We start from the raw sequence: 18,046 nt of genomic DNA on the forward strand, positions 1-18,046 counted from the left end.
TGAGAAGCATGCGCATCGCGTGCCTTTCGCCGCGGCGGCATTTGTAAGCCATTCTTCGCCGGTCGCCCGGATGTTCGGCATTGACGTCAAGAATTTGGTATCGAGCCTTTTCGCGATTTTGTTAGCCCTGCCGCTCAGCTTGGTGGGGTGCACGAAGACCCACATCAGCGGCACCGTTGTCTGGTGATGCGAAGGCTCCTACTATAAACGCCAAAGTGACTGCTACCTCGTCCTCGTGGGCTTGATAGCTGGTCGGGAGACCTTCAACGCCTGCCGTGGCCGCCTAGGGGGCGCTTGTGAGCACACCGCCGATTATCAGCGACCTTGCGGTCATCGTCCAAACATCTCTTGCACCGGTCTTTTTGTTGGCCGGCACTGCAGGCTTTGTCAGCATCTATACCACTCGCCTCGGGAAAGTATCGGATCGGCTTAACGAGATCGCCGATCGCGGGCAGCCGCAAAGCCCTATGCTCCGGTTGCAGCTCGCCTATCTACGGCGAAGGGCACTTGCGCTTGAAGCAGCGGTAGCGCTTGGCGTGGTTGCTGGCATTTGCACGGGCGGCGCAATCTTAAACCTGCTCGCCGGCGCTCTTGCCGTCGAATTGCGCCAGGAAAACCTCTTCTGGTATTTTGGAGGGGCCATCGTCTCGCTCATTGGATCCCTCGGTGCATTTTTGTTTGAACTGGTGGTCGCCGGGCGAAACATGTTGCGGCAGATGCGAATGGACCAGGACACCGTTGACGAGGAGTGATCACTCGCGTTTCCCCTGAGCTGTCGATGACCCCTCCACAATACCACTCCTGTTTTCGAATGACGGCGAAAGCGGATTTTCTCTTTACGAGACCGGTGCAATCGCTCGATATACCAGCGAAGTGTTGGAGAGGCCGAGATTTCCAGCATCAAACGCCCTACACCGGCCCGCAGGCCGCCCGGATCGTGTGGCAACAATTTCGGGGAGTGCCGTGAACCTTCGCCATCAGATCGTCGCGCTTGCGATCGTCCCGCTCGTTATTGCAATCCTCACCATCACCGCCTTTATCACCTGGCAGGCGGCCAGCCTTGCCCAGAGCAGCATCGACACGTTCGAGCGCAACATGCTGAAGGCGAAGGAAACCGAGCTACTCAACCTCACCAATCTCGCCCGTTCGGCGATCGAAGAGGTCTATGCGTCGGCGGATGCCAATGACGAGGCCGCCAAGGATCGCGTTCGCAGCATCCTAACGTCGCTCGACTACGGCAAGGACGGCTACTTCTTCGTCTACGATTACGATGGCAACAACGTCGTCCACCCGCGCCAGACCTTCCGGCCGGGACACAACTGGCTCGACCTGACCGACCCCGACGGCAACCAGGTGATCGCCAATCTGATCCGCAAGGCGAAGGAAGGCGGCGGGCTGTACCAGTACAAATGGGAAAAGCCGTCGTCGGGAACGATGGCCGACAAGCTGTCCTTCGCCATGGGGCTCGACAAGTGGCAGTGGATGCTGGGAACCGGCGTCTATCTTGATGACGTCTTCGCCCAGACGGCGGCGGCGAAGGCGGACCTGCGCGAAAAGATCGGCCACACCTTCCTCGTCGTCGCGTTCATTGCCGTGCCCGCCGTCATGGTGGTCTTCGCCACCTGCATGCTGGTCACGCTACGCGAGCGGCGCATGGCCGACGGCAAGCTCAAGGCGTTGACGCAACGCATCATCGACACGCAGGAAGAAGAGCGCGCACGGCTCGCCCGCGAACTGCATGACGGCATATCGCAGAACCTTGTCGGCGTGCGTTATGCCATTGATCTTGCCGGCCGGAAGGTCCGAAACCACACCGATGATGCCTCCGGCGCCATCGACAAGGGGGTGGAGGCGCTGAACGGCGCGATCAAGGAGGTTCGCCGGCTGTCGCACGATCTGCGGCCGCCTGCGCTCGACGACCTCGGCCTGACCGCGGCCCTGACGGCGCTGAGCAACCATTTTTCCGAACGGACCGGGATCCGCACCGTGCTGGCCGCCGATGCCGGCAAGGACAGGCTGAAACCCGAGGCGAGCACCGCGCTTTATCGCGTGGCGCAGGAAGCGCTGAACAATATCGAGCGCCATTCCGGTGCCCGCGAGGTGCAGATAAAGCTCTGGAGCGCCCGCGGACGCATGCGCATGACGGTCGCCGACAACGGCAACGGTTTTGAAGAAAACGCTGGCGGAGCCCGGGATGGTCACCAAGGGGGGCTCGGCCTTCGTAACATGCAGGAGCGCATGGCGCATTTCGGCGGCCTTCTGATGGTCAAAAGTTCACCGGATGGAACGGTACTGACTGCGATGATGCCGCTTTCGGCCAATATCAGCGTGGAAAAACGGACGAAAGCCGCATGAACGAGGTCAAGCCGATCAAGGTTGTCCTCATCGACAACCACCCGCTGGTTCTCGACGGCCTTCGCGCCGTGCTTGAAACCTTCCCGCACATAGAGGTCGTCGGCACGGCGGGACTGGCGCTGACGGGGCTGGAGGTCGCGATCAAGACCAATCCTGCGGTGGTGCTGATCGATATCAACATGCCGAAACTCAGCGGCATCGAAGCCATCGAACTGTTCAAGGCGAAACTGCCGGACTGCCGCATCGTGATGCTGTCCATGCATGATAGCCGCGAGTACATATCGGCGTCGGTGCTGCACGGCGCGTCGGGCTATATCCTCAAGGATGTCTCGACCGACGAGATCGTCACGGCCATCGAGACCGTTGCCGCAGGGCGGACTTATTTCTCGTCCGGCGTTTCCGATGTTCTTCTCGAGCGCAGGCCGAACGAGCCGGCCAACCCGCTGACCACCCGCGAGCACGACGTGCTGACGCTATTGGCATCCGGCAAGAGCAACCGCGAGATCGCCCAGTCGCTTTCCCTTTCCGAGGCGACGGTCGAAACACATCGCAAGAACATCAAGAAGAAGCTCGGAATTTCCACGACCGCCGGCCTCATTCGCTACGCGATCGACAGCGGTTTTAGTGCCGCAGACAACTGAAACCGGCGCCTACCCACTACTGGGTAGGCGGTTTTATTTGACGATCCCGGCCATCTTGTTCCCCTCATAAGGACACCATACGACTTCCCGCGACGGCCGGCGGAGGGTGCCGGCTGGGGAGGAATTCATCATGTCCGGCCTATTGTCGCTGTCGCGCGCCATCGACGCGCTCAACACGTTTATTGGAAAATCGGTGTCGTGGCTGTTGCTGGTCGCGGTGCTGATCAGTGCCGTCAATGCGGTCACGCGCAAGCTGTTCAACCTGAGTTCCAACGCCTGGCTGGAAGCGCAGTGGTATCTGTTCTCCGCCGTCTTCCTGATCGCGGCCGCCTATACGCTGCTGAGCAGCGAGCATGTGAAGGTCGACCTGGTCTATGGCCACCTGCCGCGCAAGGCGCAGCTCTGGGTCGAGATCATCGGCACGCTCTTCTTCCTGTTCCCCTTCTGCCTGATCACGATCTACCTCTCCTGGCCCATCGTGATGTCCAAGTTCGCCAGCGGCGAGGTGTCGAACAACACTGGCGGTCTGCTTCTCTGGCCGGTCTGGGCGCTGATCCCCATCGGCTTTGGCCTGCTGACGCTGCAAGGCGCTTCCGAGCTGATCAAGCGCATCGCGATCCTGCGCGGCGACATGCCCGACGCGGTGGCCCTTGCCGACGCCGAAGCCCAGACGCTCTAACGCCAGGAACCCGATCCCATGTTTGCTTTCTTCGCGGAAAATCTCGCGCCCATCATGTTTCTGTCGCTGATCGTCGTGCTGTTGATGGGCTATCCCGTCGCCTTTGCACTGGCCTTCGTCGGCTTCGTCTTCGGCTTCATCGGCATCGAAATGGGCCTTCTGCCAATCAACCTTTTCGGCGCGGTGCCGGACCGAATCTTCGGTCAGATGTCGAACGAAACGTTGCTCGCCATTCCCTTCTTCACCTTCATGGGGCTTATCCTGGAGCGAAGTGGTATGGCGGAGGACCTTCTGGATACGATCGGCCAGCTGTTCGGCCCGATCCGTGGCGGGCTTGCCTTCGCGGTCATCTTCGTCGGCGCCATCCTTGCTGCCACCACCGGCGTTGTCGCCGCTTCGGTCATCTCGATGGGCCTGATCTCGCTGCCGATCATGCTGCGCTACGGCTATGACCGGCGCGTGGCAGCCGGTACGATCGCAGCGTCGGGGACGCTCGCGCAGATCATCCCGCCCAGCCTGGTGCTGATCATTCTTGCCGATCAGCTTGGCCGCTCGGTCGGTGACATGTACAAGGGCGCGCTGGTGCCTGGCCTGCTGCTCGTCGCGATCTATGCGGGCTATATCATCCTCATGTCCTACCTGCGGCCCGCGAGCGTTCCGGCGCTGCCGCCGGAGGCCCGCACGCTGCGCGGCTGGAAGCTTGCCCGCAAGGTGGTCACCTCGCTCGTGCCGCCGCTCGTGCTGATCTTCCTGGTGCTCGGCACCATCTTTATCGGCCTTGCGACACCCACCGAAGGCGGCGCCATGGGTGCGGTCGGCGCGCTCATTCTGGCTGCGGGCAACCGTCGTCTCGATCTCACCATGATCAAGTCGGCGCTCTACGCGACGGCAAAGCTCTCATCCTTCGTGATCTTCATCCTGCTCGGCGCGCGCGTCTTCTCGCTGACCTTCTACGGCGTCGACGGCCATATCTGGGTCGAGCACCTGATGACCTCGATCCCCGGCGGGGAAATAGGCTTCCTCATCGTCGCCAACCTGCTGGTCTTCTTCCTGGCCTTCTTCCTCGATTATTTCGAGCTGGCCTTCATCATCATCCCGCTTCTGGCGCCGGTCGCCGATGCGCTCGGCATCGATCTCATCTGGTTCGGCGTGATGCTGGCGATCAACATGCAGACCTCGTTCATGCATCCGCCCTTCGGCTTCTCACTGTTCTACCTCCGCTCCGTGGCACCCAACCGGGCCTACAAGGACAGGGTGACGGGCGCGACGATCCAGCCGGTGACCTCGGGCCAGATCTACATGGGCGCCCTGCCGTTCCTCGGAATCCAGCTGTTCATGGTCGCCGTCGTCGTGGCGTTCCCGGGCCTCGTCACCCACTACAAGTCCGGCCATGCAGCGGTCGATCCCGCGGCAATCAAGCTGAACGTGCCGATGCCCGGTGCGGAGGGTGAGAACCCGTTCGGAACGCCGACGCAGCCCTTCGGCGCCCCGGAATCGTCCGATGGCAATTCGACGCCGTCCTTCGGAACGGACACCCCGGAATTCGGTTCGCCGCAGCCAAGCTTCGGCCAGCCCGCACAGTCCAACTGACCCCAACCAACGGCCCGAGCGGGCATCCATACCCGCCGGGCCACGCAGCCACCTGAGGAGGAAACGATGACTGACATTTTGAACCGCCGCAACTTTTTGACCAAGGGCGCACTCGGCGGCGCCGCAGCGGTCGCCGGCGCATCGCTTGCCGCGCCCGCCATCGCCCAGGAACTGCCGACCCTGAAATGGCGTCTGACGTCGGGTTTCCCGAACAACCTCGACACCATCTATGGCGGCGCCGTCGTCATGGCCGAAGCGCTGTCGAAGATGACCGAGGGCAAGTTCCAGATCCAGGTCTTCCAGGCGGGCGAACTGGTGCCCGGCCCGCAGGCGATCGATGCGGTACAGAGCAACACCGTGGAAATCGCCCATACCTGCGGCTACTATTTCACCGGCAAGAACCCGACCTTCGCGATCGGTTCGACGATCCCCTTCGGTCTCAACGCCCGCCAGCAGAACGCCTGGCTCTACCATGGCGGCGGCAACGAGCTTTATGACGAGTTCCTGTCGGAATATGGCATTGTCGGCAAGCCGGGCGGTGGCACCGGCGCGCAGATGGGTGGCTGGTTCCGCAATGAAATCAAGTCGGTTGATGACCTCAAGGGCATCAAGATGCGCATTGCGGGCGTCGCCGGCGAGGTCATGTCGCGCCTCGGCGTGGTGCCACAGCAGCTTCCGGGCGGCGACATCTATCCGGCGCTGGAACGCGGCACGATCGATGCGGCCGAATGGGTCGGTCCCTATGACGACGAACGCCTCGGCTTCTACCAGATCGCCCCCTACTACTACTATCCGGCCTATTGGGAAGGCGGGCTGACGATCCACTTCTTCATCAACAAGGCGCAGTACGAGGCGTTGCCGGAAGCCTACAAGGTGGCGCTCGACACCGCCTGCAAGGCTGCCAACATCAACATGCAGGCGCTGTACGACGTGAAGAACACGGCGGCGATCCGCTCGCTGGTCGGCAAGGGCGTCAACCTGCGCCCGATGCCGCGCGACGTGATGGACGCCGCCTACAAGGCGACCTTCGAGCTATACGCCGAATACAGCGAGAAACATCCGGCCTGGGCGAAGATCTATCCGGCCTGGAAGAAGTTCCGGGATGAGTCCTTCGAATGGTTCCGCGTCGCCGAATACAGCTACGACAGCTACATGTATGCTGCGCAGGCCTCAGGCAAATAAAACCCTCGACGGCGCGAGGCGATACTGCCTTGCGCCGCCGAAACTGAACTTGCGCGGACCGCCGGGCGGCGCCGGCATGCGCCAGTAGGAACCTCCGGTACAGCCGGTGCGGTTCCTTGCCCTCCGGGTCATCGATAATGTGATGGGTTTGGACCTGCACTCATGGTACGAGGCGGTCTGAACAACACAATGAGATGTCCCAATGCTTCCTTGGATTGAGCTGGATCGTGCAACCATTCCCGGCGATGGCGGTGCGTTGCGTTTGAAGCGGCGGGGCAGCGAGTTCTCCATCATGCTCGGTGCGACGGAGCTGATGAACAGCCGGCTGAGCGGCTCGGAAGAGGCGCTGGCGACGCTTGGCTGCGAGCGCATTGCCGGTCGGAAAGGCGCCAGCGTCTTGATCGGCGGCCTCGGTATGGGGTTCACGCTGCGCGCCGCCCTCGGCGCGCTGGCCGACGACGCCCATGTCGTCGTCGCGGAACTCGTTCCGGCGATTGTCGATTGGGCGCGCGGACCTATGGCGGATCTCCACAATGGCACGCTCGATGATCCGCGCGTCAAGATCCATGTCGGCGATGTCGGCGCGTTGATCCGGTCGACGAAGGCCGCCTACGATGCCATCCTGCTGGATGTCGACAACGGTCCCGATGGCCTGACACGCGCCTCCAACGACAGCCTGTACGACCACAACGGCCTCCGCGCCGCCAAATCCGCCCTGCGCGCCGGCGGCGTACTGGGTGTCTGGTCATCCGCCCCGGACGATGCTTTCACACGCCGGCTGCGCGACGTCGGCTTCGCCACCGACGAGGTGAGAGTGCGCGCCAACGGCAAGCGCGGCGGTGCCCGCCATGTCCTGTGGATGGCGACCAAAGGCTAGCCTGTCCGAAGGGGGGGCGTCGCCCGCAAGCTGGCCACCATGACCGGCGCGGCGGCGGCCTGATACAAAAAGCGCTTTGTTGGCTAGGAAGAAACTTTCCGGCAGAGAAGGACAACCTTTCCTGCAAGCTGCTCCCCGCGGGCGAGGGTGGAAAGTCCACCACTTTTCTGTTGCTGGTGGGCATTGGGAAGGTGAGTCATCGGTTCAAAGCAAAAGAAGCTGCTTTCCGCCGATGGGGAATAGAGCACGAAATACTTGAAATTGCTGTCTGCGTCGATGGAAAGCGCCATTCCTGTTTCCGGCCATTCGATGGTGGCCCTGCCATTCCATCCGTCAAGCGCGTTGTTTATCCAGTCTGCCGGTAGCTGGGCGCCGGATGCAAAATTCATATCTGGCGGAACCGGTCCGGGACTGCCCGGCAGATGATGTTCTCGTTCGCTCCAATGGTTTGCAGCTTCTGCGAAAAGGCGCGTTTCCGGGGTGCGCGGGAAGTATGGGTGGAAGCCCAAGCCATAGGGAAGCGCGCGGCTCGCCCGATTGGTGACCGTCAGAGATAAACTCAGGCGGTCGTCGCCGAGGGCAATGGTCTGCGTCGTCTCATAGGCGAAAGGTGTGGTGTTGCTTGCCTCCTGCGCATAGCAAAACACGATCTCCCAGCGGGTCTGCCGGAGGATCGACCAGCGTTTAAGCCAGCCATCACCGTGCAAGACAAGCGGATCTGCTGTATTTGGCGCCAGCACATAGGTCTGCCCTTCGAAATGGAAGCTGTTGTTCTCGATGCGGTTGCCGAAAGGAATGAGAGGGAAGCAGGCTTCGGCGCCGAGAACATGTGACGCAAGACCCGGCGAAGGCGTTGGTGCAAGGATCGGGACGCCGTGCCAATGGGCCGAGAGGATGGCGCCGCCGAGCGGGCTCACATCGACGATGAGCCCGTTCCTTTCAAGGCGGATGACATCCTCCGGCATGGGATCAGGTGCGCCGGCCGGCGGCGGCGGAGCGCAGATTGTCGAGCAGCACGGCGAGCAGCAGGATCAGGCCGCGCACGACATATTGGTAGAAGGCCTGGATGTTGAGCAAGTTCATGACGTTTTCGGCAATGCCCATGATCAGCACGCCGACGATGACCCCTGTCATCGCCGCCCGGCCGCCGGCAAGCGACACGCCGCCGAGCACGCAGGCCGAGATAACCGAGAGCTCCAGGCCGGTCGCGGCATTCGGCTGGCCAGAGGTGATGCGCGAGGCGAGCAGCACGCCCGCGACGGCACAGACGAGGCCCTGCAGCGCGAAGATCCAGACGCGCATGTTGGAGACATTGACGCCGGCCAGACGCGAGGCTTCCGGATTGCCGCCGATCGCCAGCGTGTTCTTGCCGAAGACGGTGCGGTTCAAGATGAAACCGAAGACGATGAAGAAGGCGATCATGACCCAGATCGGCGTCGGGATGCCGAGGAATTTCGACAGTGCGAGCTGGTAGAAGCCGGGATCGTTGATGCCGACGGCGCGTCCGTCAGAGGCGATCAGGGCAAGGCCGCGCACGATCTGCATGGTGGCGAGCGTGGTGATCAGCGCGTTGATGCGGAAGCGGGCGATCACCACGCCGTTGACGAGGCCGACGCCGCCGCCGCAGATGAGCGCGGCGATCAGGCCGATGAGGATCGAGCCCGAGGCATTCGAGGCCATGACGGCGACCATCCCGGAAAAGGCAACGGTCGAGCCGACCGACAGGTCGAAATCACGCGAGGCGAGGCAGAACATCATCGTGCAGGCGACGATGCCGATGGTGACGACCGACTGCAGCAAGCCGAGCATGTTGCGCTCGGTCAGGAAGTTGGGGACCGTCAGCGCCACGATGGCAAAGGCGACGGCGAAGATGACAACGAGGCCTTGCTCGCCGAGGAGGAGTTTTTTCAAAGACGTCATCGCGACTGGACCTGCTGGTTGGGGAGTTCGCTGGCGTTGGATACATCCGGAAGGGCGGCGGCGAGGATGCGGCGCTCGTCGAAATCGGCACGCTCGATATCCGCCGCAACCCGGCCCTCGCACATCACCATGATGCGGTCGGTGATGCCCATCACCTCCGGCAGTTCGCTGGAGATGACGATGATTGCCATGCCTTGGCCGGCGAGCTCGTAGAGGATTTCGTAGATTTCCGACTTTGCGCCGACATCGATGCCGCGTGTCGGCTCGTCGATGATGAGGACTTTGACGCCCTGTTCTGAAAGCCAGCGGCCGAGGATGACCTTCTGCTGGTTGCCGCCGGAGAGGTTGATAATGTCCTGCTTGCGTGACGGCGTTCGAACGCGAAGTTTCGCGATGAAACGCTCAGCAAGCTCCGCCTCCTTCTTTGGCTGAAGAAGACCGAAGGGGGAGAAGTGGCGGCGCGAGGAGATCGCCATGTTCTCCTCGATATTGCGCCCCTGCACGATGCCATCGAATTTTCTGTCTTCCGGGCAAAGCACGATGCCAGAGCGAATGGATTGCGGTGGGCTGTCGGGCGTGACGGTCGCGCCATCGACCGTGACTGTGCCCTGCGCGCGGCTGTCCGCGCCATAGACCAGGCGCGCCATCTCGCTGCGACCGGCGCCGATCAGGCCGAAAAAGCCGAGGATTTCACCTTGGCGGACGTTAAAGCTGATCGGCGTGCGCAGCTTGCGGCCGGAAAGGTCCTTGACCTCCAGCCGTATGGCGCCGCGCTCGCGCGGGCGAAAACCCCAGATGTTGGAAATCTCGCGACCGACCATTTCGGCGATGATCTGGTCGCGCGTGACCTTGGCGATTTCCGGGTGATGCGCGGCAAGCTTGCCGTCGCGCAGCACGGTGAGGCTGTCGCACAGGCGGAAGATTTCGTCGAGACGGTGCGAGACGTAGAGGATGACCTTACCCTGTGCGCGCAGGCGGTCGATCAGGGTGAAAAGGATTTCGCTTTCGCGGGAGGAGAGCGAGGAGGTCGGCTCGTCGAGCGCGATGACGCGCGCATCGGCCATCACCGCCTTGGCGATCTCGACCATCTGGCGTTCGCCAATCGAAAGTGCCGCTACCTTGACGGTCGGGTCGATGTCGATGCCGATATCCGCAAGCTTTTCCTTCACCACGCCGACAAGACGGGTGCGGTCGATCACGCCGGCCTTGCCGGGAAAGCGGCCGAGCCAGAGGTTTTCGGCGACCGTCAGCTCGGGCACGAGCTGGAGTTCCTGGTGGATGACAATGACGCCGGCCTCGAAGGCATCGCGCACCGAGCGGTAGTGCTGCAAATGGCCGTCGATGCGGATTTCACCGGTATCGGCCGACTGGTCGCCGGACAGCACGCGGATGAGGGTCGATTTGCCTGCGCCGTTTTCGCCCATCAGGCCGTGGACGGCCCCCTTCTTCACGGAGAAGGAAACGTCGGCGAGCGCCTGCACGCCGGGATACCCCTTGGATATCGCCTTGAAGTCAAGAAAGTCCTGCATGTCACCACCCCCAAAAGAGGCCCGGCGGCAGCACGCCGCCGGGTTGAAATCATCTTGGGAGGATGATTATTCGATGCCGAGATCCTTGCGAACGGTCTCGTAGTTGTCGCGCAGCGCAACCTGGCCGGCGGTCAGGATCAGCTTTTCCGGTTCCTTGCCGTTGGCGACCCACTCATACATGTTGAGCGCGGTCTCATAGCCGTGGCGCTTCGGCGAGATGATCACGGTGCCGAAGAAGCCGGTGGCAGTGGGCTTCTTGAACTCGTTGATCGCCGAATCTGCGCCGCCAATGCCCACGCCGATCATGCTGTCGGCGGCAATGCCGACGCTTTCGGTCGCGCGAACGGCGCCGAGCACGGCTTCGTCATTGAGGCCGACGGCGACCCAATGCTTGATGCCGGCATTCTTGTTGAGCACGACGGTTGCGGCGTTCAGCGCTGCTTCCGTGTCGGTCTTGGCCTGCGGGGCGTCAAAAATGTTGGCTTCCGGGAAGCCAGCCGCCTTCAGCACAGAAAGCGCGCCATCGACGCGGTCGACGGCGGTCGGCAGCTGGTCGTAGGACACGCGGATCGCGCCGACGTCCTTCATGTCCCAGCCGCGCTTCTTGATCTCGTCGACGATCGTCTGGCCGACGGCCTCGCCGATCTTGGTGGCCGAGATGCCCATATGGGCGACGTCTTCGATCGGGGTTCCATCGGCATTGACCAGGCGGTCGTCGACGGTCATCAGCTTGAGGTCATTGGCGGCGGCCTTGGCGACGATGCCCGGCCCAAGCTTCACGTCCGGTGTGCAGATGATGAAGCCCTGGACGCCCTGTGCGCCAAGATTGTCAATGGCCGACTGAACCTTCTCGCCGTCTTCCGCGCCGATCTTGACGAGGGTGAAGCCCTTCTCCTTGGCGGCGACGTCGGCGAATTTCCACTCGTCCTGGAACCACGGCTCTTCCGGCTGCTTGACGATGAAGCCGATCTTTATGTCGGCGGCGAAAGCGGAGGTGGCCGCGAACACGGCGACGGTGCCAGCCAGGATGGCTGCTTTGATAAAGCGCATTGTCTCTCTCCCAAATTAACTGCGCGTGCAGTGTGCTTTGGTGTAATGTCTTTCATCATATTCGTCAATTGCGCTTGTATGATGAATTGAATATCAGTGTATGATAGAGCTGGAGCCGAAAGCGAATCCGCGTCGTGCCATCGGGTGCGAACTGGTTTATGGATCGCTGAGCGTGGGATGGAGAATGGTCGTGCAGGAACTGGGTGAAGGTTTGGGCGTGCCGGAAGGCGAGGGCGGCGTGCGCCGTCCGCGTGTGCAGAAGAACGTCACGCGGACGATCGCATCGGATATCTGCGCCGACATCTTCCCCGTCGGCGCCTTCCTGCCGACGGAAAACGAACTGGGCGCGCGCTACGGCGTCAGCCGCACGGTCATCCGGGAATCGCTGAAAATCCTCGAATCCAAGGGGCTCGTGCGGGGGCGGTCGCGTGTCGGCACCGTCGTCTGCGCCAAGGACGAGTGGAACATCCTGGATCAGCAGGTGCTGGAATGGATCGGTCCCCGCATTTTCGAACTTGACCTTTTGACCTGCGTGCTCGATGCGCGCCGCGCCATCGAGCCTTTTGCGGCGGAGTTCGCAGCCGCGCGGGCGACGGTGCAGGAGGTGGCGGAAATCGAGCGGGCCTGGGAGCGCATGCGCGACGCCGAGGGCGATCTCGAAGCGTTCACGCAGGCTGACGTCGCCTTCCATGCCGGCCTGCTGAAGGCCAGCCACAACCAGGTCTTCATGCAGCTTGCCAGCATCATCCAGGCGGCGCTGGAGTTTTCGTTGCACGCCTCGAATGAGGCGGCGGATGCGCGGGACGAAGCGTTGGAAATCCACAAGCGGCTCGTCGAAGCCCTGCGCATGCGCGACAAGGCGGCGGCGCGCGAATGCTCGCATCGCATGCTCGATCTTGCGGCGCGAGATCTCGCCATCGCGGTCCGCAAGCATCCCGCAACCGGTGAACGCTGAGGAGATCGCACATGGCTGGACGTCTTCATGGCAAGCGGGTCATGGTCACCGGCGCGGCGCAGGGCATCGGCCTCGCCATCGCGGAAGTCTTCCTGGCGGAAGGGGCGAGCCTCTTCCTGATCGACCGAGACGGCGATCTGCTCGCCACGGAAGTCGAACGGCTTCGCGCGACGGGTGGCAAGGTAGGGCATGCGACTGCTGACATCACGGATGCCGAGGCGATCAAACGGGCAGTCGCCGCGGCGACGCATGAAATCGGCCGGCTGAACGCGTTGGTCAACAATGCCGGTGCCAACGTCTTCTTCGAGCCGCTGAAACTCTCCGATGCCGATTGGGAGCGCTGCTTCGACATCAACCTCAAGGGTGCCTGGAACTGCAGCAAGGCCGTGCTGCCGGGCATGATCGAGGACGGCGGCGGCGTCATCCTCAACATCGCCTCGACGCACGCCTTCACCATCATCCCGCATACCTTCCCCTATCCGGTCGCCAAGCATGCGCTGCTCGGCATGACCAAGGCGCTCGGCCTCGAATATGCCGGGCAGGGCGTGCGTGTGAACGCGCTGGCACCCGGCTATGTGCGTACGCAGAAGGCCGTCGAATACTGGGAGAGTTTCCCGAATCCCGTCGCCGCGGAGGCGGCAACGATGAAACTCCATCCGGGCGGGCGCATCGCGATGCCGGAAGAGATCGCCAAGGCCGCGCTCTTCATGGTCTCGGACGAGTGCCCCTTCATGAATGCCACCTGCCTTACGGTCGATGGCGGCATGAGTGTCCTGCACCACCCCTGACCGTCTTCGGCAGGTCCTCTCTGCCCATCCGAAACCTCCGGCGATCCTTCGTCGGAGGTTTTTCTTTATCTGCACTGCCCATTCTGCCGCTTGACCGAAAATAACTCCGATTATATGAGAAAAATAAAGCCGGCTTGCTGGCATGCTTTGTTGGAGGAGTAAAAATGTCCCGGAAATTACGGTCTCAGCATTGGTTCGGCGGGCTGGACAAGGATGCGTTCATTCACCGGAGCTGGATGAAGAACAACGGCCTGCCGGACGATGTCTTCGACGGGCGCCCGGTCATCGGCATCTGCAACACCTTCTCCGAACTCACCCCCTGCAACGCGCATTTCCGCGGTCTCATCGAGCACATCAAGGCGGGCGTGCTGGAGGCGGGCGGCCTGCCCGTGGAGTTCCCGGTTTTCTCGTGTGGTGAATCGAACCTGCGCCCGACCGCCATGCTCTTCCGCAACCTGGCCTCCATGGATGTCGAGGAGGCGATCCGCGGCAACCCGATCGACGGCGTTGTGCTGATGGCCGGCTGCGACAAGACCACGCCGTCGCTCGTCATGGGGGCCGCGTCCTGCGATCTGCCCTCGATCGTCATTTCCGGCGGGCCAATGCTGAACGGCCGCTTCCGCGGCCGCACCATCGGTTCGGGCACGGATGTCTGGAAGTTCTCCGAGGATGTGCGCGCCGGCGTGATGTCGCAGAAGGATTTCCAGGCGGCCGAAAGCGCCATGTCGCGCTCACCGGGTCACTGTATGACCATGGGCACGGCGTCCACCATGGCCTCCATAGTCGAGGCGCTAGGGCTTGCCCTCCCGGGCAACGCCGCCGTTCCTGCAGTCGATGCCGAGCGGGCCCGGTTGGCGCGGCTGACGGGCCGGCGCATCGTGGGCATGGTCGCGGAAGACCTGCGCCTGTCGAAGATTCTTACGCGTGCGGCCTTCGCCAACGCCATCCGCGTCAACGGCGCGGTCGGCGGCTCCACCAATGCAGTGGTCCACCTCCTGGCGATCGCCGGCCGCACCGGCACGCCCTTGTCGCTCGATGATTGGGACCGGTTCGGCCGCGACGTGCCGACCATCCTCAATCTCATGCCCTCCGGCCGCTACCTGATGGAGGATTTCTACTATGCCGGCGGCCTGCCGGTCGTCATGAAGGAAATTGCCGATCTCCTCGACCTCGATGCTTTGACAGTCACTGGCAACAGCGTCGGCGCCAACATCGAGGGCGTCGAAAACTTCAACGATGACGTCATCCTGCCGCGTGACAGGCCCCTGACCGCAAGCGGGGGCATCGCCGTGCTGCGCGGCAATCTCGCGCCGAGTGGCGCCATCATCAAGCCATCGGCGGCAACGCCGGCCCTGATGCAGCACCGCGGCCGCGCCGTGGTCTTCGAGACCATCGATCACTACAAGGCGCGGGTTGATGATCCCGATCTCGATATCGACGAGACCTCGCTCATGGTTCTGAAGAACTGCGGCCCGAGGGGATATCCCGGCATGGCCGAGGTCGGCAACATGGCGCTGCCGCAAAAACTCCTGAAGAAGGGCGTGCGCGACATGGTGCGAATTTCCGATGCCCGCATGTCCGGCACGGCCTTCGGCACCGTTGTCCTGCACACGGCGCCGGAAGCGGCCGTCGGCGGCCCGCTGGCGCTGGTGCGCGATGGGGATTTTATCGAACTCGACGTCGCCGGCCGTCGGCTGCATCTCGATGTCGACGACGCTGAGCTTGCCTGCAGAAAGGCCGAATGGACGGCACCGGTGCCGGACATGACCCGTGGCTATCAGGGCCTCTATGTCGAGCGCGTCATGCAGGCCGATACGGGGGCAGATCTTGATTTTCTCGTTGGGGGCAGCGGTCATGCTGTCCCTCGCGAGAGCCATTGAGGAGGCGATGGTGAAGGATTTTCGCGTCGAAGACCTGCACGGCATCCATGCCATTCTCTACGCGCTGTTCGACGAGCAGGAGAAACTCAACCGCGCGGCGATGCGCCGGCAGACGGAAATCTGCCTGGCGAGCGGCGTGCACGGCATGGCCGCCCTTGGCCTCGCGACCGAGGCCTCCAAGCTCGACGAGGCCGAGCGCATGGCGATCATGGATTGGGTGGTCGAGGATACCGCCGGTCGCGTGCCCGTCGCGCTGACGATCTTCGGCGCGTCCGTCGAGGAACAGGTGCGTCAGGTGCGCCATGCGACGGCCGCCGGTGCCGACTGGCTGATCCTCCAGCCACCGATGGTCGGCCAATATTCTGCCGTCGAATATATCCGTTTCTTCGGCCGCGTCGCAGAAAGCACAGACCTGCCGCTCGCCATCCAGAACGCCCCGGCGCTGATGGGCCGGGGCCTCACGGCGACGGACATTCGCGATCTCGCGCACCAGCACCCAAACATCCGTCTTGTGAAGGGGGAGGGACCGGTCGTCGATATCGCCCACCTGATCGCGGTGACGGAGGGCCGGCTGCCGGTCTTCAACGGCCGGGCAGGGCTGGAGCTGCTGGAAAACCTGCGCATCGGCTGCATTGGCCTGATCCTGGCGCCGGATTCCATCGACTATGCCGTGCGCGCCTATGAATTCTTCTGCGACGGCTGGGATGCGCATGCCGAGGAGGAGTATCGCCGCATGCTGCCGGGCGTCGTCTTCTCCATGCAGGGCATCGAGACCCTCATGTGCTACGGCAAGCGCTTGTTCGGTGAGCGCGCGGGCATCGCAATCCACGACCGGGCGCCCGCCGCGCGACCCACGTCGGTCGGTCTGGAAATGACCCGGCGCTATGCGAGCGCCCTGGGCGGCTTTCCCGAATAGGACGAACCGTCTATGTACGAGGAAGACGAAGGGGAGGGTGCATGAAGCCAATCGCTCGGGAAGATCGCGGCTTGCCAGCCCGTATTGCAGGCGATATCGGCCGGCGCATCACGCTGGGCGACCTGAAGGTCGGCGAGACCCTGCCGCGCGAGGCCGACATGCTGGCAGCCCTCGGCGTCAGCCGCACGACGTTGCGCGAGGCGTTGAAAATCCTGTCGACCAAGGGCTTCATCGAGGCGAAGCCGCGGCTCGGCACGCGGGTGCGGGCAGCGGAACACTGGAACACGCTCGATCCGGTCGTGCTGTCCTGGCAGGGCGATGCCGAAGACCAGGACGCGCTGGCCGAGGAGCTTTTTGAAATCCGCCTTTCAATCGAACCGCTTGCGGCACGCCTTGCCGCCCGTCGTGGTTCGGCCGCGCACCATGCGGCGATCCGTGCGGCCTTCCTGCGCATGGCGGAGGAGCAGACCGGCATCGATGCGGCGATCGAGGCCGATATCGATTTCCACCTTCAGATATTCCAGGCCGCCCGCAACCGTTTCCTGTTGCCCGTTTCCTCGGTCATCAGGGCCGCGCTTTCGATCAGTATTCCGAAGACCATGGCTGCCTCCGGCGGTTTCGGCCAGTCGCTCGCCCAGCACCGGGCGATCCTCGAAGCCATCGAACAGCGCGACGAGGAGGCCGCCTTCGCCGCCGCCACCACGCTCATCGCATCGACCTACAAACGGAACTTCAGTTAAAGGGCACCACGTTCGTCACGGGGGAGGCTACGAACCGCCTTCCGCCCGCGAAAGCCGTCGTGCGACGTCGAAAAATGCGCTGACGAGTTTGCCGTTGCTGCGCTCGCGCAGGCAGATCATTGCCTCGTCCATCAGCATTTCCGGGGCCTTGATGTGGATCGGCACAAGGCGGTTGTCCTGGCCGAATTCGGCGGAAGAGACGAAGCCGACGCCGCCGCCGGCCGCGACGATCTCGCGAACCGCCTCGCGTCCCTCTGCCTCGATGAGCGGTGTCAGGGTGACGCCGCATTGTTCGGCCATGGCCTCCAGCTTCTGGCGGGTTTTCGAACCGCGCTCGCGCAGAACGAGCGGGTGTTTGGCGAGTTCGGCGAACGAGACTTCCTTCTGATCGCCCAGTGGGTAGCCGCGGCTTGCGAAGGCGATGATCGGCGTGGAGTTGAGCTTCAGGATCTCGAAATCGCTGGATTGCGGGATTTCGCCGAGAACACCGATATCCGCCTCGTAGGCGTGCAGGCTGGTGATGACGGTCTCCGTGTTGCCGGCATTAATCGAGACTTGCACGGACGGGTAGGCGCGGCGGAAGGCGGCGAGGATATGGAGCAGGTGATGGGCGGCGTCGGCGACGATCCGCAGTTTTCCAGCGCGCAGCGCCCGGGACTCCGAGAGCAGGTCAAGCGCCTGCTGCTCGACGTCGAACATGCGCCGGGTGATTTCCAGAAGCTGCTGGCCGGCCTGGGTCAGCGTTACCTGCTTCTTGTTGCGGTTGAAGAGGAGGACGTCATATTCCTCCTCGAGCTTGCGCACCTGATCGGAAACCGCGGGCTGTGTGAGGAAGAGCGCCTCCGCCGCGCGCGAAAAGCCGCCATGAATGGCCACGTTGTGGAAGGCGCGAAGCTGGACATAGCGCATGCCACCGTCCCCTTTCATAGGTTGAGATTATGAAT

At 62.9% G+C, this 18,046-nt stretch carries 17 protein-coding genes; 12 read left to right on the forward strand and 5 right to left on the reverse strand.

Annotated features, from left to right (window positions below):
- Window positions 1–296: 296 nt before the first annotated feature.
- The 7 genes from GR138_RS14195 (at window position 297) to GR138_RS14225 (ending at window position 7,324) form a co-directional block, all read left to right on the forward strand.
- On the forward strand, window positions 297–752 hold the full coding sequence (locus GR138_RS14195) for a DUF2721 domain-containing protein (protein ID WP_160859899.1): 456 nt from the start codon (window positions 297–299) through the stop codon (window positions 750–752).
- 211 nt (window positions 753–963) lie between these two features.
- Window positions 964–2,355 carry a two-component system sensor histidine kinase MctS gene (mctS, locus tag GR138_RS14200; protein WP_160859900.1) on the forward strand — a complete coding sequence of 464 codons (1,392 nt, stop codon included), beginning with the start codon at window positions 964–966 and terminating at the stop codon, window positions 2,353–2,355.
- Window positions 2,352–2,996 carry a two-component system response regulator MctR gene (gene mctR / locus GR138_RS14205; protein ID WP_160859901.1) on the forward strand — a complete coding sequence of 215 codons (645 nt, stop codon included), beginning with the start codon at window positions 2,352–2,354 and terminating at the stop codon, window positions 2,994–2,996. Before mctS ends, mctR begins: the two co-directional genes overlap by 4 nt.
- A gap of 130 nt (window positions 2,997–3,126) precedes the next feature.
- Complete coding sequence (locus GR138_RS14210) at window positions 3,127–3,675, forward strand: TRAP transporter small permease subunit (RefSeq protein ID WP_160859902.1); 549 nt, start codon at window positions 3,127–3,129, stop codon at window positions 3,673–3,675.
- Window positions 3,676–3,693: 18 nt separating this feature from the next.
- The gene (locus tag GR138_RS14215) at window positions 3,694–5,265 is read left to right on the forward strand and encodes a TRAP transporter large permease (RefSeq protein ID WP_160859903.1); all 1,572 of its coding nucleotides are present in this window, start codon (window positions 3,694–3,696) and stop codon (window positions 5,263–5,265) included.
- Between the two features lie 66 nt (window positions 5,266–5,331).
- The gene (locus GR138_RS14220; protein WP_160859904.1) at window positions 5,332–6,447 is read left to right on the forward strand and encodes a TRAP transporter substrate-binding protein; all 1,116 of its coding nucleotides are present in this window, start codon (window positions 5,332–5,334) and stop codon (window positions 6,445–6,447) included.
- Window positions 6,448–6,649: 202 nt separating this feature from the next.
- Window positions 6,650–7,324: a spermine/spermidine synthase domain-containing protein gene (locus GR138_RS14225; RefSeq protein WP_160859905.1), complete on the forward strand. Its 675-nt coding sequence runs from the start codon at window positions 6,650–6,652 to the stop codon at window positions 7,322–7,324.
- An 83-nt stretch (window positions 7,325–7,407) separates the two neighbouring features.
- Here GR138_RS14225 and GR138_RS14230 read toward each other — a convergent pair whose 3' ends face one another.
- The 4 genes from GR138_RS14230 to GR138_RS14245 form a co-directional block, all read right to left on the reverse strand.
- Window positions 7,408–8,289 (reverse strand): aldose 1-epimerase, encoded by an 882-nt coding sequence (locus GR138_RS14230; RefSeq protein ID WP_160859906.1) that lies wholly within the window; start codon window positions 8,287–8,289, stop codon window positions 7,408–7,410.
- Between the two features lie 4 nt (window positions 8,290–8,293).
- Window positions 8,294–9,244 carry an L-arabinose ABC transporter permease AraH gene (araH, locus tag GR138_RS14235; protein ID WP_160859907.1) on the reverse strand — a complete coding sequence of 317 codons (951 nt, stop codon included), beginning with the start codon at window positions 9,242–9,244 and terminating at the stop codon, window positions 8,294–8,296.
- On the reverse strand, window positions 9,241–10,773 hold the full coding sequence (araG, locus tag GR138_RS14240; RefSeq protein WP_160859908.1) for an L-arabinose ABC transporter ATP-binding protein AraG: 1,533 nt from the start codon (window positions 10,771–10,773) through the stop codon (window positions 9,241–9,243). Before araG ends, araH begins: the two co-directional genes overlap by 4 nt.
- Window positions 10,774–10,839: 66 nt before the next feature.
- Window positions 10,840–11,823, reverse strand: coding sequence for an arabinose ABC transporter substrate-binding protein (locus tag GR138_RS14245; protein ID WP_160859909.1), 984 nt, complete (start codon window positions 11,821–11,823; stop codon window positions 10,840–10,842).
- Window positions 11,824–12,007: 184 nt separating this feature from the next.
- Between GR138_RS14245 and GR138_RS14250 the strand changes: the two genes are divergently transcribed.
- The 5 genes from GR138_RS14250 to GR138_RS14270 all read left to right on the forward strand — a co-directional run bounded on the left by GR138_RS14250 (window position 12,008) and on the right by GR138_RS14270 (window position 17,102).
- Complete coding sequence (locus GR138_RS14250; protein ID WP_160859910.1) at window positions 12,008–12,778, forward strand: FadR/GntR family transcriptional regulator; 771 nt, start codon at window positions 12,008–12,010, stop codon at window positions 12,776–12,778.
- A gap of 11 nt (window positions 12,779–12,789) precedes the next feature.
- Window positions 12,790–13,566: an SDR family oxidoreductase gene (locus GR138_RS14255; RefSeq protein ID WP_160859911.1), complete on the forward strand. Its 777-nt coding sequence runs from the start codon at window positions 12,790–12,792 to the stop codon at window positions 13,564–13,566.
- Window positions 13,567–13,730: 164 nt separating this feature from the next.
- Window positions 13,731–15,446: an L-arabinonate dehydratase gene (araD, locus tag GR138_RS14260; RefSeq protein WP_160859912.1), complete on the forward strand. Its 1,716-nt coding sequence runs from the start codon at window positions 13,731–13,733 to the stop codon at window positions 15,444–15,446.
- Window positions 15,447–15,456: 10 nt separating this feature from the next.
- Window positions 15,457–16,362, forward strand: coding sequence for a dihydrodipicolinate synthase family protein (locus GR138_RS14265; RefSeq protein WP_160859913.1), 906 nt, complete (start codon window positions 15,457–15,459; stop codon window positions 16,360–16,362).
- Window positions 16,363–16,403: 41 nt separating this feature from the next.
- Complete coding sequence (locus tag GR138_RS14270) at window positions 16,404–17,102, forward strand: FadR/GntR family transcriptional regulator (protein WP_160859914.1); 699 nt, start codon at window positions 16,404–16,406, stop codon at window positions 17,100–17,102.
- A gap of 27 nt (window positions 17,103–17,129) precedes the next feature.
- On the opposite strand, the gene GR138_RS14275 is transcribed toward GR138_RS14270, so the two are convergent.
- Window positions 17,130–18,011, reverse strand: a complete 882-nt coding sequence (locus GR138_RS14275; protein ID WP_160859915.1) for a LysR substrate-binding domain-containing protein — start codon at window positions 18,009–18,011, stop codon at window positions 17,130–17,132.
- Window positions 18,012–18,046 lie beyond the last annotated feature (35 nt).

The sequence above is a fragment of the Shinella kummerowiae genome (genome assembly GCF_009827055.1).
In the GTDB taxonomy this organism is placed as follows: Bacteria; Pseudomonadota; Alphaproteobacteria; order Rhizobiales; family Rhizobiaceae; genus Shinella; species Shinella kummerowiae.

Excerpts from the sequence above, each read along its gene's own strand:
- mctR (WP_160859901.1), top strand. The coding sequence starts at position 2,352 with ATGAACGAGGTCAAGCCGATCAAGGTTGTCCTCATCGACAACCACCCG.
- GR138_RS14210 (WP_160859902.1), top strand. The coding sequence starts at position 3,127 with ATGTCCGGCCTATTGTCGCTGTCGCGCGCCATCGACGCGCTCAACACG.
- GR138_RS14215 (WP_160859903.1), top strand. The coding sequence starts at position 3,694 with ATGTTTGCTTTCTTCGCGGAAAATCTCGCGCCCATCATGTTTCTGTCG.
- GR138_RS14220 (WP_160859904.1), top strand. The coding sequence starts at position 5,332 with ATGACTGACATTTTGAACCGCCGCAACTTTTTGACCAAGGGCGCACTC.
- GR138_RS14225 (WP_160859905.1), top strand. The coding sequence starts at position 6,650 with ATGCTTCCTTGGATTGAGCTGGATCGTGCAACCATTCCCGGCGATGGC.
- GR138_RS14230 (WP_160859906.1), bottom strand. The coding sequence starts at position 8,289 with ATGCCGGAGGATGTCATCCGCCTTGAAAGGAACGGGCTCATCGTCGAT.
- araH (WP_160859907.1), bottom strand. The coding sequence starts at position 9,244 with ATGACGTCTTTGAAAAAACTCCTCCTCGGCGAGCAAGGCCTCGTTGTC.
- araG (WP_160859908.1), bottom strand. The coding sequence starts at position 10,773 with ATGCAGGACTTTCTTGACTTCAAGGCGATATCCAAGGGGTATCCCGGC.
- GR138_RS14245 (WP_160859909.1), bottom strand. The coding sequence starts at position 11,823 with ATGCGCTTTATCAAAGCAGCCATCCTGGCTGGCACCGTCGCCGTGTTC.
- GR138_RS14250 (WP_160859910.1), top strand. The coding sequence starts at position 12,008 with ATGGTCGTGCAGGAACTGGGTGAAGGTTTGGGCGTGCCGGAAGGCGAG.
- GR138_RS14255 (WP_160859911.1), top strand. The coding sequence starts at position 12,790 with ATGGCTGGACGTCTTCATGGCAAGCGGGTCATGGTCACCGGCGCGGCG.
- araD (WP_160859912.1), top strand. The coding sequence starts at position 13,731 with ATGTCCCGGAAATTACGGTCTCAGCATTGGTTCGGCGGGCTGGACAAG.
- GR138_RS14270 (WP_160859914.1), top strand. The coding sequence starts at position 16,404 with ATGAAGCCAATCGCTCGGGAAGATCGCGGCTTGCCAGCCCGTATTGCA.
- GR138_RS14275 (WP_160859915.1), bottom strand. The coding sequence starts at position 18,011 with ATGCGCTATGTCCAGCTTCGCGCCTTCCACAACGTGGCCATTCATGGC.